Source organism: Duganella alba, assembly GCF_009674495.1.
Taxonomy (GTDB): Bacteria; Pseudomonadota; Gammaproteobacteria; order Burkholderiales; family Burkholderiaceae_D; genus Rugamonas; species Rugamonas alba.
In genome coordinates, this window is sequence record NZ_WKJN01000039.1 from 1 (window position 1) to 13,758 (window position 13,758).

The following is a 13,758-nucleotide window of genomic DNA, read 5'->3' on the forward strand; positions in this document are numbered from 1 at the left end:
CGCCGGCCTCCGCCGATGCCACCGTCGGCGCCGCCCTGGCGCCTGCCGCTGCGGCGCTGCTCGCCAGCGACATCAGAGCCTTGCCCGGTCGCGGCGTGGCCGCGACGGTGGCGGGCACGCGCCTGCTGCTGGGCAGCACGCGGCTGATGCAGGAACAAGGCATCTCCCTGCAAGCGCTGTCTGCCCGCGCCGAAGAACTGGAACGCTCCGGCCACACCATCTCCTGGCTGGCCGACGCCGATGTCCATCGCCTCCTTGGCCTGCTGGCCTTCGGCGACCGCATCAAACCGCAAGCCCGCGCCGCCATCGCCGCGCTGCATGCGATGAATATCCACACCGTGCTGCTCACCGGCGACAACCAGGGCAGCGCCGACGCCGTCGGCAAGGAACTCGGCGTGCAGCGCATCGTCGCCAACATGCTGCCGGCCGACAAAGCCGCCGCCATCGCCGCGCTGAAACAGGACGGCGCCACCATTGCCATGGTCGGCGACGGCATCAACGACGCGCCGGCGCTGGCGGCGGCCGATGTCGGCATCGCCATGTCCAGCGGCACCGACGTTGCCATGCACGCCGCCGGCATCACGCTGATGCGCGGCGACCCGGCGCTGGTGGCGGCGGCCATCTCGATCTCGCGCCGCAGCTACAGCAAGATCCGCCAGAACCTGTTCTGGGCCTTCATCTACAACCTGATCGGCATACCGCTGGCCGCCTTCGGCCTGCTCAATCCCATGGTGGCGGGCGGCGCGATGGCGCTCAGTTCCGTCAGCGTGATCAGCAACGCGCTGCTGCTGCGGCGCTGGAAACCGGAGGACGCATCATGAACATCGGCCAAGCGGCAAGCGCCACCGGCATCTCCGCCAAAATGATCCGCTACTACGAAAGCATCGCCCTGATCCCGGCCGGCCGGCGCACCGACGCCGGCTACCGCATCTACGCCGACAATGACCTGCACACGCTGCGCTTCGTCAAACGCGCGCGGCTGCTGGGCTTCTCGCTGGACCAGATCCGCGACCTGCTGTCGCTGTGGCAGAACAAGGAACGCGCCAGCTCGGACGTGAAGACCATCGCCATGGGCCATGTGGCGGAACTCAACCAGCGCATCGCCGAACTGACGGAAATGCGCGACACGCTGCAAACCATGGCCAGCTGCTGCCACGGCGACCACCGGCCCGACTGTCCCATCCTCCAAAGCCTGGCTGATTAACGTATAATTCCGTCACGTTTTGGTGCTCGCGCGTCCGCCCGGAGGCGCAGTTAAACGGGAAACAGGGAGCCTTCGCCGGCCAACCTGTGCTGCCCCCGCAACGGTCAACAAGCGTCGTCCACGACGACAATCCGCCTCGCTACACCACTGTGCCTCGTGCATGGGAAGGTCCGGCGGATTCGCTTGCCAGCCCGGATACCGGCCAAACAGGTGGAAGTGCCGCAGGCATTTCTGTTCAATGCGCTCACGGGGAGGTGAGTGGATTGCTCCCGTAGTCGAATCATCTTGCTGCATCCAGATCGCGTGTGACGGCCTTGCCGTGATGCGCCGGATTCGCTACGCCAACCGAAAGACCAGAATGTTCAGTAAATCGATTGTCGCCCTGTCGGCCCTGTTGCCGCTGGCCGCCCATGCGGACCCCGTGCCCGATGACACCACCGTTGAAGTGCGCGGCCATTACGACAACGGCATCGGCACCTCCAACGCCGCCAGCCAGGGCGCGGTGACAGCGGAGTTGATCGCCAATCGCCCGGCCCTGCGCGCAGGTGAATTGCTGGAGTTTGTGCCCGGCGTGATCGTCACCCAGCATAGTGGCGATGGCAAGGCGAATCAGTACTTCCTGCGCGGCTTCAACCTCGATCACGGCACCGATTTCGCCACCTTCGTCGACGGCATGCCGGTCAATATGCGCACCCACGCGCACGGACAAGGCTACACCGACCTGAACTTCCTGATACCGGAACTGGTCGACCGCATCAACTACAAGAAAGGCCCGTACTACGCGGACGAAGGCGACTTCGCTTCGGCCGGCGCGGCGCACCTGACGCTGGCGAACAAGCTGAAAGAAAACACCGCCAGCGCCACGGTCGGCGAGAATCAGTATTACCGTTCGGTGGTCACCGGTTCGACGCCGCTTGGGGCGGGCAACCTTGTGTACGGCGCGGAGCTGGGCCACAACAACGGCCCGTGGGTGGAGCCGGAAGCGTTCCACAAAAGCCTGGGCGTGCTGCGCTACACGCAGGGCGCCAGCGACGACCAGTTCAGCGTCACCGGCATGTTCTACAAGGGCGCCTGGTACGCCAGCAACCAGATCCCGTTGCGCGCGGTGCGGAGCGGCGAGATCGATCCGTTTGGCGCCATCGATCCGAGCGACGGCGGGCGCACGTCGCGTTACAGCCTGTCGGCGGCCATGCGCAAGCGCAGCAGCGATACGCTGTTCCAGGCCAGCGCCTACGTGGTGCAATCGAGCCTGACGCTGTTTAACGACTTCACCTACTTCCTCGATGATCCGGTCAACGGCGACCAGTCGCGCCAGACCGAGAAGCGCCGCATGACCGGCTTCGATGTCGCGCAGACCTGGTTCAGCCACTGGGGCGGCCTGGATGTCAGCAACAAGGTCGGCGTGCAGGGACGCTACGATGACATCTCGCCGCTGGGCCTCTACAAGACGGCCAACCAGCAGACGCTGGCCGTCATCACCGAATCCAAGGTGAAGGAGGCCAGTGTAGGCGCCTATGCCGAGAACACCGTGCAGTGGCTGCCGTGGATGCGTACCACGGCCGGCCTGCGCTACGACCGCTATCGCTTTGACGTGGACAGCAACATCGCCGAGAACTCGGGCAAGGTCAACGCCAACACCACGTCGCCGAAACTGTCGGTGGTGCTGGGGCCCTGGGCCAGGACCGAATTCTTCGTCAACTACGGCGAAGGCTTCCACAGCAACGATGCGCGCGGCACCACCGTGCATCTGACGCCGAAGGAGCGCGAGCCTGTCGATCCGGTGACGCCGTTGGTCAAGACGCGCGGCGCGGAGATCGGCGCGCGCACCGAGTGGCTGCCCGGCCTGCAAAGCTCGATGGCGCTGTGGAAGCTGCGTTCGGAGTCGGAGCTGGTGTTCTCGGGCGACGCCGGCGATACCTCGGCCAGCCGTGGCAGCTACCGTTCGGGCGTCGAGTGGAACAACCACTACATCGCCAATTCCTGGCTGCTGTTCGACCTGGACATGGCGTACTCGCGCGCGCACTACACCGAGCATGATGCGGTGGGCGATTACATTCCCGGATCGCTGGGCAAGGTGGCGTCGTTCGGCGTGACGATGATGGATCTCGGTCCGTGGTCGGGCGCGTTCCAGATGCGTTATTTCGGACCGCGCCCGCTGATCGAGGATAACAGCCAGCGCTCGGCCACCACCGCGATTGCGTATGCGCGCGTGGGCTACAAGATCAACCGCCGCTGGACGGTACAGCTGGACGCCTTCAACCTGTTCGACCGCAAGGCCAGCGATGTGGACTACTACTATGCCTCGCGGCTGCCGGGCGAGCCGGCCGAAGGCGTGGACGATATCCACACCCATCCAGCCGAAGGCCGCACTTTCCGCCTGACCGCCAAGACCACCTTCTAACGCGCTCCGTGGTTTAAACGGCGGTGCTACCATGGCGCCCATGACGACTCCATACCAACTTTATTACTGGGACGGTCTGCAGGGCCGTGGTGAATTTGTCCGGCTGGCGCTGGAGGAAGCAGGCGTGCCATACGTGGACGTGGCGCGGCAGAAGAAGGGCATGCCGGCGCTGACGGCGAGCCTGGATGGCGACAAGGTCGCGCATCCATCGTTTGCGCCGCCGGTGCTGCAGGCGGGCGAACTGCTGATCGGGCAGACGGCCAACATCCTGCAGTTCCTCGGCGCGAAGCATGGCCTGGCGCCGCGTTCGCAGGAAGGCCGGCTGTGGGCGAACCAGCTACAGCTGACCATCGCCGACATCGTCGCCGAAGCGCACGATACGCACCATCCGATTTCCAGCAGCGCGTACTACGAGGATCAGAAGAAGGAAGCCAAGGCGCGCGCCAGGGATTTTCGCGAAGAGCGTATCCCGAAGTTCCTCGATTATTTTGAAGGCGTCATCCAGCGCAATGCGGGACGCGGCGGCTACGCGATCGGCTCGCGGCTGTCGTATGTGGATTTATCGCTGTTCCAGCTGATCGATGGTCTGGTGTACGCGTTTCCGAAAACGATGGCCAAGCTGGCGCCATCGTATCCCGGCCTGTTCGCGCTGCACCTCAACATATCCGAGCGCCCGAACATCGCGGCCTACCTCGCCTCCAAGCGCCGCATCGCTAACAACGAAACCGATATCTTCCGCCGCTATCCAGAGCTGGATAAATAATCAGGCGGCGCTGGTGACTGGGTAGCCGGCGTCGGCGATGGCGGATTTGATCGGCGCCAGCGGCGTTGCGCTGTCGATCTTGACCGATTTGCTGGCCAGGTCGATTTCCACCTTGGCGCCGGGGTCAATGGCCTGCACGGCCTTGGTCACGGCGCCCACGCAGTGGCCGCAGCTCATGTTTTCTACTTGCAGCTGATACATCGCGTACTCCTAAAACAGTTTCGATGCCTACACTCTAATCCTTCCCGTAGTGGGAAGGTCAAGCGGATTTTTGCTGGCATGATTGTCGGAGTTGAGCTTCTGGCCACTGGCGCGACCATGCGCCGTTCCACGGCGGACTCTGGATGCTGGTGGAGATCAATCCTGCGGCGGATCGTCCAGTCGGGCCAGGTCGAGGCTGACCAGGGCCCAGATGCCGCCGGCGTAGTCGGGCTCCTGCGACAGGGTTTCCACCTCGGACGGACGGATTTCGAAAGGCTTGCCTTGTTCGACCAACTGGCCGACGTGGCCGTAGATGGCCTTGGTGGCGTTGCTCATCGCTTTGTCGACGGTCTCGCCCGTAGTCACGCAGCCAGGGATGTCCGGCACTGTGACGCCGTATTTCTTGGCGCCTATCGTTCGCTGGATCAGGATAGGGATGTCCATGATGTCCGCGTAAAATCAATAACTTGGATGTCTAGTGTCATACAGCTTTCCACCAGTTTCAAGCACTTTCGTAGCGCTGCTTTTACCCCTCTGTTCGTGGCTTTTGAGCGATTGACATCCACTATTGCCTAAGATAACATTCTAGTTATGCCCTAAGGCATTTTAAAATTCAGTACAGAAACACCATTCACCACGGTCCCATACCCCCGTACCTGGTTAGGCTTTACCGCTTTTCAACCAATCACCTACAGGGACCACCATGAAATTCGTCAAACTCGCCGCACTTGCGGTCGCACTTGCCTACGGTAGCGCAGAAGCTGCTGTCATCACTTTCCAGACCGGTTATTCGAACGCTGGCGCGCAAACCACTGCGGAAGCCTATCGCAGCATCGTTGATGCGGCTGTTGCCAATTCGCCCTATGGCTCGAAAGTGTTGACGAACTACGACATCGTGTCGAACCAGTCGCTGTTCGGCGCCGGCGCCACCAACATCGCTTTCAAATCGACGATTAACTTCGGCGTCAGCACCGCCGGCACGTATTCGTTCCGCGCCGGGGTGGACTTCGGCAATGGCGGCGCCGTGTTCCTGGATGGCCAGGCGGTGGATCTGAAAACCGGCGATCTGTGGTGGGCGCAGAGCTACGTCAACACCAACTCGGTGCTGTCGGTCAGCGACAAGGCGTTGTCGGCTGGCAATCACACGCTGACCATCTACGGTCTGGAAGGCTGCTGCGACGGTGGCCAGCAGGTGCAGTACTCGGCCAACGGCGGCGCGTTCCAGAGCTTTAGCGCCAACACGCTGCAAGTTGCGGCCGTGCCGGAGCCGGAAACTTATGCACTGATGCTGGGTGGGCTTGGGGTGGTGGGGGCGATTGCCCGTCGCCGCCGTAATAAAAAGCTTGCTTGAACCCCTGACGAAAGGGTCTGACCCCGTTCGGGGTCAGACCCTGGCCGCAGCGGTGTGCGGGTTTTGCCGGTGCCGCGCGCTTTTACACCGCCCCAAAAAACTCAGCCCCGCCGGCATTGCTGCGGGCGGGGCTGAGAAACGAACTAAACTATTTAGCTGATTACAGGACTTCGCTGGCGTGATCCGCCAGGCGCGAGCGTTCGCCGCGCGCCAGTGTCACGTGGCCGCTATGCGACCAGCCCTTGAAGCGGTCCACCACATAGGTCAGGCCGCTCGAACCTTCCGTCAGGTACGGCGTATCGATCTGCGCGATATTGCCCAGGCAGATGATCTTGGTGCCCGGACCGGCACGCGTCACCAGCGTCTTGACCTGTTTCGGCGTCAAGTTCTGCGCTTCGTCGATGATCAGGAACTTGTTGACGAAGGTACGGCCACGCATGAAGTTCAGCGACTTGATCTTGATGCGCGAACGGATCAGATCCTGCGTCGCCGCACGGCCCCACTCGCCGCCGTCCGAATCGGACTTGTTGAGCACTTCCAGGTTGTCGTCAAACGCGCCCATCCACGGCGACATTTTCTCTTCCTCGGTGCCCGGCAGGAAACCGATGTCTTCACCGACCGGCACCGTCACGCGGGTGACGATGATTTCGTTGTAGAGCTTGGTTTCCAGCACCTGCGCCAGACCAGCCGCCAGGGCCAGCAGGGTTTTACCCGTACCAGCCTGACCCAGCAGGGTGACGAAGTCGCATTCCGGATTCATCAGCAGGTTCAGCGCGAAGTTCTGCTCGCGGTTGCGCGCCGTCACGCCCCAGACATTGTTCTTGTTGTGGCTGAAGTCGCGCAGGGTCTGCATGACGGCGGTCTTGCCGTTGATTTGCTTGACCTGGCCATAGAATGGCGCTTCGCCATTCTTCGGCTCCAGGAACACGAACTGGTTGACCAGCAGCGATGGCACGAACGGACCGGTGACGCGGTAGAACGTCGCGCTCTGGCCGTTCTTGTTCTCCTGCCACGACTCCAGATCCTTGCCATGCTTGGTCCAGAAATCGTCCGGCAGCTGGACGATGCCCGAGTACAGCAGATCGGTGTCTTCCAGCACGTGGTCGTTGAAGTAGTCCTCGGCCGGCAGGCCCAGCGCGCGCGCCTTGATGCGCATATTGATGTCTTTCGACACCAGCACGATGGCGCGGCCGGCCTGTTCGGCTTCCAGCGAGCGCACGACGGCCAGGATCTGGTTGTCGGCCTTGCCCACCGGCAGGCCCTGCGGCAGGTCGGCGGTCTGCATGCGGGTCTGGAAGTACAGGCGGCCCTTGGCGTCCTTGTTGCCCAGCTTGGACAGCGGGATGCCGTTCTCGATGGCGTCGTCGTCGGTGTTGGAGACCAGCGCGTCCAGCGTGCGCGAGACCTGGCGTGCATTGCGCGCCACTTCCGTCATGCCTTTCTTGTGGTTGTCCAGTTCTTCCAGCGTCATCATCGGCAGGTAGACGTCGTGCTCCTCAAAGCGGAACAGCGACGATGGATCGTGCATCAGGACGTTGGTGTCCAGCACGAACATCTTGGTGGTGCCGGTCTGGTCGGCGTGGCGGCTGGTGGACGACTTGATCGCCACCTCATTGGCCTTGTGCTTGGCCGGATGCGGCGCTTCATTGGTGATCGGCGTGACCTTGCCGCGTGGCGAAGGCTTGCCTTTGGCTTCGACCGCGTCGGCGGCGGCTTGCAGCACCGCGGGTGCGGCTTTCAGCACGGCGGCAACGGCCTTGGACTTGACCGGCGCCGGGGTCTTGGCGACCACGGGTTTTTTTGCAGGTGGAACGGCTTTGACGGTCGCCGCTTTCTTCGGCGTAGGGGCAGGCTCGGGCGCGATATCGGCCACTGCCGCGAGGGCAGGGGCCGGGCGTGGGCCGGTGGCCTTAGGGTAATCTTTTGCCAACAGTATAGTCGCTGGCTTACTTGGTATTTTTGGCAGTGGCATCAGGATCTCAATCGAAAGATATCTGGAGGAATCCGCCCATAGGAAAACGTCCCGATGGGGTGGATGCTGGGTAAAAGGGAAAAGTAGACTGCCGACGGGCGCTCATCAGGCCCGGTGAAGGTACCGCAAGGTGGCCGGATGGCCACCGAGGAGGGTAGAAATTACAGTGATGACTCAAAATGTTGATGTCGCTCGCTACAGGTTAAGCACACTGGAAGCGCGCATCCGAACAACTCAAGCCTGATGCGCCACAAATTCCAGCACTTCATCGACGTGACCAGCTACCTTCACGCCTCTCCATTCTTTCACCAATTGGCCCGCAGCGTCAATCACAAACGTGCTGCGCTCAATGCCACGGACAGTCTTACCGTACATTTGCTTCATCTTCATGACACCGAACTGCTGGCAGACCTGTTCTTCCGGGTCGGAAATCAGTTCGAACGGCAGGCCGAGCTTGGCGCGGAAGCCTTCGTGCGAGCGCAGCGAATCGCGGCTGATGCCGTAGATTTCGGTGCCGGCCGCCTGGAACTGCTCATACAGGTCGCGGAAGGCCACGTTTTCGGTGGTGCAGCCTGGGGTGTTGTCCTTGGGGTAGAAGAACAGCACGGTGTAACGCGCCGGGCGGCCAGACAGCTGGAAGGTCTGGCCACTGGTCATCGGCGCGGAGAAATCGGTTACTACATCAGCCACAGGCGTCTCCTAGAGGTTATTCGGCGCGGGCAGGGCCTTGAATGATCAGGCGGCCCGAACGTCCCGGCAGCTCGCCCCAGGTGATGGGGCAAACCGGCAGCGGCAGGTCGTGTATCTTCCGATGGTAGTCGGCCATGGACGCCAGTTGGTATCCTTGTGCTTGCCACCCTGCCAATAGCTGCTCGAATATGGGGGCGAGTTTCTGTCCTTCAAGCTCGGCGTGCAAAGTATAGACGTGGTCGCGCGTGGCGCCTTCGGTCAGCTTCAGCAGCAGCGCCGCGATATTGCCGGTGGTGATGGTCACGCCGTCGATCTCGCAGCCCAGCACTTCGTCCAGCGTCGGCAGCGTGGTCGGCATCTGGATGTGCCGGAGCACCTGCTTGCCGTCGGACAGGCGGTGCGGGCCGTCGGCCGGATTGGCCAGCGCGCCGTTTGCCGTCAGCACGCAGCGGCCGTCGGAGGCGTAGGCGTAGCCGGCGCTGTCGTGTTCATGGAAGGCGGCGTTGTTCATCTGCCAGCCGGCGGCGCCATGGGTCTTGGGCGCCACGCCGAACACCTGGGTGAAGCGGGCGGCGGCCTGGCGCATCATGCCGGTGGCCCAGCCGGCGCTGCTCTTGGCGACGTTGTCCTGCCACTTGACGTGGTCCCAGGTGTGGATGCCGCATTCGAAGCCGGCGTCCTGTACCGCGCGCATGTCGGCGGCGCAGTCCTTGCCGATGTCCGGACCGGGCAGCAGCACGCCGTACATCAGCGTCTTGATGCCGTAGTGCTCGACCACCGAGGTGCGCGAGACCTTGCTGAAGAAGCCCGGACGCAGCGCGCGGCGCAGCGCCCAGCCGGTATGGTCCGGTCCCAGCGAGAACAGGAAGGTGGCGCCGGCGTTGTGCGCCTTCAGCATGCGTACCAGGTTGGGGACGCCTTCACGGGTGCCGCGATAGGTGTCGACGTCGATCTTCAACACCATCAATGGTTTTTGATTCAATGCTTAGTCCATCAGTTTCTGTGCTTCGGCCACTTGGCCACGGTAGGCGTCGAAGATTTTCTTCAGCGCCTCGGCCATGGTGGTGGTGGGTTTCCAGCCCAGTTCTTCGCAGGTGTTGGTGATTTTCGGCACGCGGTTCTGCACGTCCTGGTAGCCGGCGCCGTAGTAGGCGCCCGAGGTGGTTTCGACGATCTGTACCTTGGCGGCGCCTTCGGCGTACTCAGGGTATTGCGGCGCCAGTTCCAGCATCATGGCGGCCAGTTCGCGGATCGAGAAATTGTTGACCGGGTTGCCGATGTTGTAGATCTTGCCGGTGGCGGCGCCGTTCTTGTTCTCGATGATTTTCATCAGCGCGTCGATGCCGTCGTCGATGTCGGTGAACGCGCGTTTCTGCGCGCCGCCGTCCACCAGCGAGATGTTCTCGCCACGCACGATGTGGCCGAAGAACTGCGTCACCACGCGCGACGAGCCTTCTTTCGGCGTGTGGATCGAATCGAGGCCGGCGCCGATCCAGTTGAACGGACGGAACAGGGTGAAGTTCAGGCCTTCCATGCCGTAGCCCCAGATCACGCGGTCCATCAGCTGCTTGGCGTTGGAGTAGATCCAGCGCGGCTTGTTGATCGGACCGCAGATCAGTTCCGAGTTCTCCGGATCGAACTCTTCGTCGTGGCACATGCCGTACACTTCCGAGGTCGACGGGAACACCAGGTGCTTGCCGTACTTGGCGGCCGAACGCACGATCGGCAGGTTGGCTTCGAAGTCCAGTTCGAACACGCGCAGCGGCGCCTTGACGTAGGTCGACGGCGTGGCGATGGCGACCAGCGGCAGGATCACGTCGCACTTCTTGACGTGGTACTCGACCCATTCCTTGTTGATGGTGATGTCGCCTTCGAAGAAGTGCATGCGCGACTTGTAGGACTCATTCTCCAGCAGGTCGGTGATACGGTCGGTGTTCATGTCCATGCCGTAGACATGCCAGTCGGTCGTTTCCAGGATGCGCTTCGACAGGTGATGGCCGATGAAGCCATTGACGCCGAGGATGAGTACTTTTTTCATGTGAGTGTGTCCAGGTAATGTTTAGTGCTGCCGCCGCTTCAAGCGCGCGCGGCCAGGCGAATAGCGAGCTGCTCCGCCGTGATGGGTTCACCATCGGCGGTCAATGCGGAAATCGTCAGCATGCGGCCATCGCCGCAAACGCCAAAGATGCAATTATCTACTACTGTCAAGCCCGGTGGCAAACTGAGCGAAACAACATTGCCAAAGTTGCCATGACCGGTGCCGGCGATGCGGGCGCGCTGGATGACGTAGCGTACCCCGTCGATGTCGGTAAAGGCGCCCGGATAGGGCGGCGCCACGGCGCGGTGCAGGTTGTAGACGTGCTGGGCCGGCCAGCTCCAGTCGATGCGGCCGTCCTCGGGCTTGCGGCCGCCGAAGTAGCCGCCCTTGCTCAAATCGTTGGGCAGGCGCGGCGCGGTGCCGGCCAGCAGCGACGGCAGCACGCGCCACAGCGCCTGCTCGGCCGCCACCTGCACCTTGCCGAACACTTCGTGCGCGGTGTCGTCGGGCAGGATCGGCACGTCCATCTGGGCCACGATGGCGCCGGCGTCCGGCTTGACGGTCATTTCGTGCAGCGTGGCGCCGGTGACGTTGGCGCCGTGCAGCACCGCCCAGTTGACCGGCGCGCGGCCGCGGTATTCCGGCAGCAGCGAGCCGTGCATATTGAACGCGGGCGCCACTTCCAGCAGGTCGGCCGGCAGCATGTGGCGGTAGTAGAAGCTGAACATCAGGTCCGGCCTGGCGGCCTTGACCTGTTCCAGCAGTTCCGGCGACCTGGCGTCGGCCGGCGTGATGTAGGGAATGCCTTCGGCCTGGCACAGTGAAATCACCGATTCGAACCAGATGTTTTCGCTGGCGTTGTCCTCATGCGTGACCACCAGCGCGACGTCGACGCCGCCGGCCAGCAGGACCTTGAGGCAGCGCACGCCCACATTGTGGTAGCCGAAGACGACGGCGCGCTGGCGTGCTGGGGTATCAGTCATGCGGGCGGCCCACGGTGCGTTTCTCGACGCCGGGCGGCAGCGCCGGCAGGTTGTCCTTCTGTTGCAGGATGGTCTGCACCACGTAGCGCGGACGCGCGCGCACCTGCTGGAAGATGCGGCCGACATACTCGCCCAGCAAACCGATGCCGAACAGGATGATGCCCATGAAGAAGAAGGTGATGGCAAACAGCGTGAACACGCCTTCCGCTTCCGCACCGAGGAACAGGCGGCGCGCCACCAGCACCACTACCAGCAGCGCCGACAGCAGCGACATCAGCATGCCCATCATCGAGTAGAACTGCAGCGGCACCAGCGAGAAGCCGGTGACCAGGTCGAAGTTCAGGCGGATCAGGCTGTACAGCGAGTATTTCGACTCGCCGGCCGCGCGCTCTTCGTGCTCGACCACGATTTCGGTCGGGTTGCGGGCGAAGCGGTAGGCCAGCGCCGGCACGAAGGTGTTGACTTCCGCGCACTGGTTCATCAGGTCGACGATGTTGCGGCCGTAGGCGCGCAGCATATTGCCCTGGTCGGTGATCTTGATGTTGGTGATGCGCTCGCGCAGGCTATTCATGGCCTTGGAGGCGTAGGTGCGCCAGGCCGAGTCCTGGCGCTTGCGGCGGATCGAGCCGACGTAGTCGTAGCCTTCGCGCATCTTGGCCACCAGGTTGCCGATTTCTTCCGGCGGATTCTGCAGGTCGGCGTCCAGCGTCACCATGATGTCGCCGCGCGACGCCTCGAAGCCGGCCAGGATGGCCATGTGCTGGCCGTAGTTACCGTTGAACAGCACCACGCGGGTGACGTCGGGACGCTGGCGGAACTGCTCGGCCAGGATCGACACCGAATTGTCGCGGCTGCCGTCGTTGACGAACACGATTTCGTAGCTGGCGCCGAGCGCGTCGAGCGCCGGGTACAGGCGCGCGAACAGCGCGGCCAGGCCGGCCTGCTCGTTGTAGATCGGGATGACGACGGAAATTTCCGGTTTGTTCAGGGAGACGCTCATTTGATCAGGATCGCTTTCACGGCTGCGACCGCGCGGTCGACGTCGGCAAAGGTCATGGCGTAGAACATCGGCAGGGTCACGGTCAGGTAGCCGAGTTTTTCGGCGACGGGGAACATGCCTTCCTTGAAGCCGCGCTCGCGGTACAGGGTGAACAGGTGGATCGGCGAATAGTGGTAGCCGGTACCGATGTTGAAGCGCTCCTTCATGGCGTTCATGAAGTCGGCGCGCGTGGCCGGACCGTGGTCCGGCAGGATGATCTGGAACAGGTGGTAGTTGCTGCTGTCGAACGCTTGCAGCGGCAGCTGGGCGCCGGACTGCGTTTCGAAGTCGGGACCGAAGGCCTCGTAGTAGCGGCGCGCCAGCGCGCGGCGGTGCGCGGTGATCGCTTCGATATTGGCGAACTGGCCCAGGCCGATGGCGGCCATGATGTCGCTCATATTGTATTTGCCGCCCAGGACATCGACATCGATGCCGTCGACGCCGCTGCGGGTCACGCCCTGCAGCCGGTATTTCTCGGCGATCTTTGCTTCTTCCAGGTTGTTCAGCACCAGCGCGCCGCCTTCACCGGTGGTGAGGTTCTTGTTGGCCTGGAAGCTGAACGAGACGAAGTCGCCGAACGCGCCGATGCGCTTGCCCTTCCATTCGGAACCGAAGGCCTGCGCCGCGTCTTCCACCACGCGCAGATTGTATTTCTTGGCGATCGCGTACAAACGGTCCATGTCGACCGGCAGGCCGGACAGGTAGACCGGGATGATGGCCTTGGTGCGCGGCGTGATCGCGGCTTCGATTTTATCGAGGTCGATGTTGCGGGTGATGGGGTCGATGTCGGCGAACACCGGCGTGGCGCCCACTTCGATGATGACGTTGGCGGTGGCCACCCACGAAATCGGCGTGGTGATCACTTCATCGCCGGGACCGATGCCGGCGATGCGCAGCGCGATTTCCATCGTGCAGGTGCCGGAGTTGAAGGTGCGTACCGGGCGGCCGCCGAAGTATTCCGACATCCGGGCTTCGAACGCCGCGACTTTCGGGCCGCTGGTGATCCAGCCCGAACGCAGGACTTCGCCCACGGCGGTAATGGTGGCCTCGTCGATCGTAGGCTTGGAAAAAGGCAGGAAGGGCTGTTCAGCACTCATGAGGTGATTTGCTCTCTTA

The 13,758-nt window shown here is 62.8% G+C and carries 14 protein-coding genes and 1 riboswitch; of the genes, 5 read left to right on the top strand and 9 right to left on the bottom strand.

Going from position 1 to position 13,758, the window contains the following annotated elements; translation table 11 throughout:
• From GJ695_RS26040 to GJ695_RS26055, 4 genes are all read left to right on the top strand, one after another.
• Positions 1-821 (top strand): HAD-IC family P-type ATPase (locus GJ695_RS26040; RefSeq protein ID WP_154369953.1); only part of this gene is annotated, 821 nt, incomplete at its 5' end.
• Entirely contained in the window at positions 818-1,204 is a 387-nt protein-coding gene (gene cueR, locus GJ695_RS26045; RefSeq protein WP_154369955.1) for a Cu(I)-responsive transcriptional regulator, read from the top strand. The genes GJ695_RS26040 and cueR, both read left to right, overlap by 4 nt.
• 4 nt (positions 1,205-1,208) lie before the next feature.
• A riboswitch (cobalamin riboswitch) is annotated at positions 1,209-1,425 on the top strand.
• Between the two features lie 137 nt (positions 1,426-1,562).
• Complete coding sequence (locus GJ695_RS26050) at positions 1,563-3,605, top strand: TonB-dependent receptor (protein ID WP_154369956.1); 2,043 nt, start codon at positions 1,563-1,565, stop codon at positions 3,603-3,605.
• 40 nt (positions 3,606-3,645) lie between these two features.
• Entirely contained in the window at positions 3,646-4,368 is a 723-nt protein-coding gene (locus GJ695_RS26055) for a glutathione S-transferase (protein WP_154369958.1), read from the top strand.
• Here the strand turns inward: GJ695_RS26055 and GJ695_RS26060 are convergent, their stop codons facing one another.
• A complete protein-coding gene (locus GJ695_RS26060; protein ID WP_154369960.1) occupies positions 4,369-4,569 on the bottom strand; it encodes a heavy-metal-associated domain-containing protein in 201 nt (66 codons plus the stop codon).
• A gap of 156 nt (positions 4,570-4,725) precedes the next feature.
• On the bottom strand, positions 4,726-5,013 hold the full coding sequence (locus GJ695_RS26065; RefSeq protein ID WP_154369962.1) for a type II toxin-antitoxin system HicB family antitoxin: 288 nt from the start codon (positions 5,011-5,013) through the stop codon (positions 4,726-4,728).
• A 259-nt stretch (positions 5,014-5,272) separates the two neighbouring features.
• Between GJ695_RS26065 and GJ695_RS26070 the strand changes: the two genes are divergently transcribed.
• Positions 5,273-5,920: a CCXG family PEP-CTERM protein gene (locus GJ695_RS26070; protein ID WP_154369964.1), complete on the top strand. Its 648-nt coding sequence runs from the start codon at positions 5,273-5,275 to the stop codon at positions 5,918-5,920.
• A 160-nt stretch (positions 5,921-6,080) separates the two neighbouring features.
• Here the strand turns inward: GJ695_RS26070 and GJ695_RS26075 are convergent, their stop codons facing one another.
• The 7 genes from GJ695_RS26075 to GJ695_RS26105 all read right to left on the bottom strand — a co-directional run bounded on the left by GJ695_RS26075 (position 6,081) and on the right by GJ695_RS26105 (position 13,739).
• The gene (locus tag GJ695_RS26075; RefSeq protein WP_154369966.1) at positions 6,081-7,892 is read right to left on the bottom strand and encodes a PhoH family protein; all 1,812 of its coding nucleotides are present in this window, start codon (positions 7,890-7,892) and stop codon (positions 6,081-6,083) included.
• Positions 7,893-8,126: 234 nt separating this feature from the next.
• A complete protein-coding gene (locus tag GJ695_RS26080; protein ID WP_166455056.1) occupies positions 8,127-8,582 on the bottom strand; it encodes a peroxiredoxin in 456 nt (151 codons plus the stop codon).
• A gap of 16 nt (positions 8,583-8,598) precedes the next feature.
• Complete coding sequence (locus GJ695_RS26085) at positions 8,599-9,546, bottom strand: polysaccharide deacetylase family protein (protein ID WP_154370040.1); 948 nt, start codon at positions 9,544-9,546, stop codon at positions 8,599-8,601.
• 21 nt (positions 9,547-9,567) lie between these two features.
• Positions 9,568-10,620: a bifunctional UDP-4-keto-pentose/UDP-xylose synthase gene (locus GJ695_RS26090; RefSeq protein WP_154369968.1), complete on the bottom strand. Its 1,053-nt coding sequence runs from the start codon at positions 10,618-10,620 to the stop codon at positions 9,568-9,570.
• Positions 10,621-10,658: 38 nt separating this feature from the next.
• The gene (locus GJ695_RS26095) at positions 10,659-11,603 is read right to left on the bottom strand and encodes a formyltransferase (protein ID WP_154369970.1); all 945 of its coding nucleotides are present in this window, start codon (positions 11,601-11,603) and stop codon (positions 10,659-10,661) included.
• Complete coding sequence (locus GJ695_RS26100; protein ID WP_154369972.1) at positions 11,596-12,603, bottom strand: glycosyltransferase; 1,008 nt, start codon at positions 12,601-12,603, stop codon at positions 11,596-11,598. Before GJ695_RS26100 ends, GJ695_RS26095 begins: the two co-directional genes overlap by 8 nt.
• Positions 12,600-13,739 (bottom strand): DegT/DnrJ/EryC1/StrS family aminotransferase, encoded by a 1,140-nt coding sequence (locus GJ695_RS26105; RefSeq protein ID WP_154369974.1) that lies wholly within the window; start codon positions 13,737-13,739, stop codon positions 12,600-12,602. The genes GJ695_RS26100 and GJ695_RS26105 overlap by 4 nt, the downstream gene beginning before the upstream one ends.
• Positions 13,740-13,758 lie beyond the last annotated feature (19 nt).